Genomic DNA, 737 nt, shown 5'->3' with positions numbered 1-737 from the left:
TATGTGCTTTAGGGATTGGATGAAACTGACCAGTTAATTTTACAGATTGGTATAATACCAATTCCGATAATTAAGTTTCCAGATTAGTCCAGCCTCTATAACATTGTGAGATGACTCTATTTTTATCTTCACTGAAGCGATTCCAAGCATCACAGCATTTATTGACAATATCGTTATAACCGTCAAAGCACCTATTTGCGATTTCATTGTTTCGCATCCATTGCCAAACTTGCTCGATTGAATTTAACTCAGGAGAATAGGGAGGAAGGTGAATAATAGTTAGATTAGTAAACTCTTCAGCTAAATAAGATTGATGCCAGCTGGCCCTATCCATGATGACTACAGCATGTTTTCCCATTGGTGTTGCATTAGAAATTAGGCTCAAATGCGCCTTCATCACTTCACTATTACTAAAACGCATAACCAATGCTTCGGTTTGACCGGTATTGATACAGACCGCACCAAATAAATAAGCATACTCAAATTGTTGCTGTTGAACGGCCCTTGGTCTGGTCCCTTTTTCTGCCCATATTTTGGTCGTTGTATTGCGTTGACCAAATCTAGCTTCGTCTTGAAACCAAATATAGACATCTTTTAAATGAATATGCCCAGGGATCTTAAGGATCGTATTTATTTGGAATTTTTTTAAAAGACGCTTGTACTTCTTCTGATTGTTTCGGGCGCTTAGAGCGAGTTGTTATCCAGCTTAGATTTAATTTGTTGAGTAAATGATAAAT

Annotated in this window: 1 pseudogene; it reads right to left on the bottom strand. The window is 37.3% G+C overall.

From position 1 onward, the window contains the following. Positions 1 to 70: 70 nt before the first annotated feature. Positions 71 to 737, bottom strand: a pseudogene (locus V6256_RS15140) (IS630 family transposase); the annotation flags it as partial.

Source organism: Psychromonas aquatilis, from assembly GCF_038155185.1.
Lineage (GTDB): Bacteria > Pseudomonadota > Gammaproteobacteria > Enterobacterales > Psychromonadaceae > Psychromonas > Psychromonas aquatilis.
This window is presented reverse-complemented; position numbering and strand designations above follow the sequence as displayed.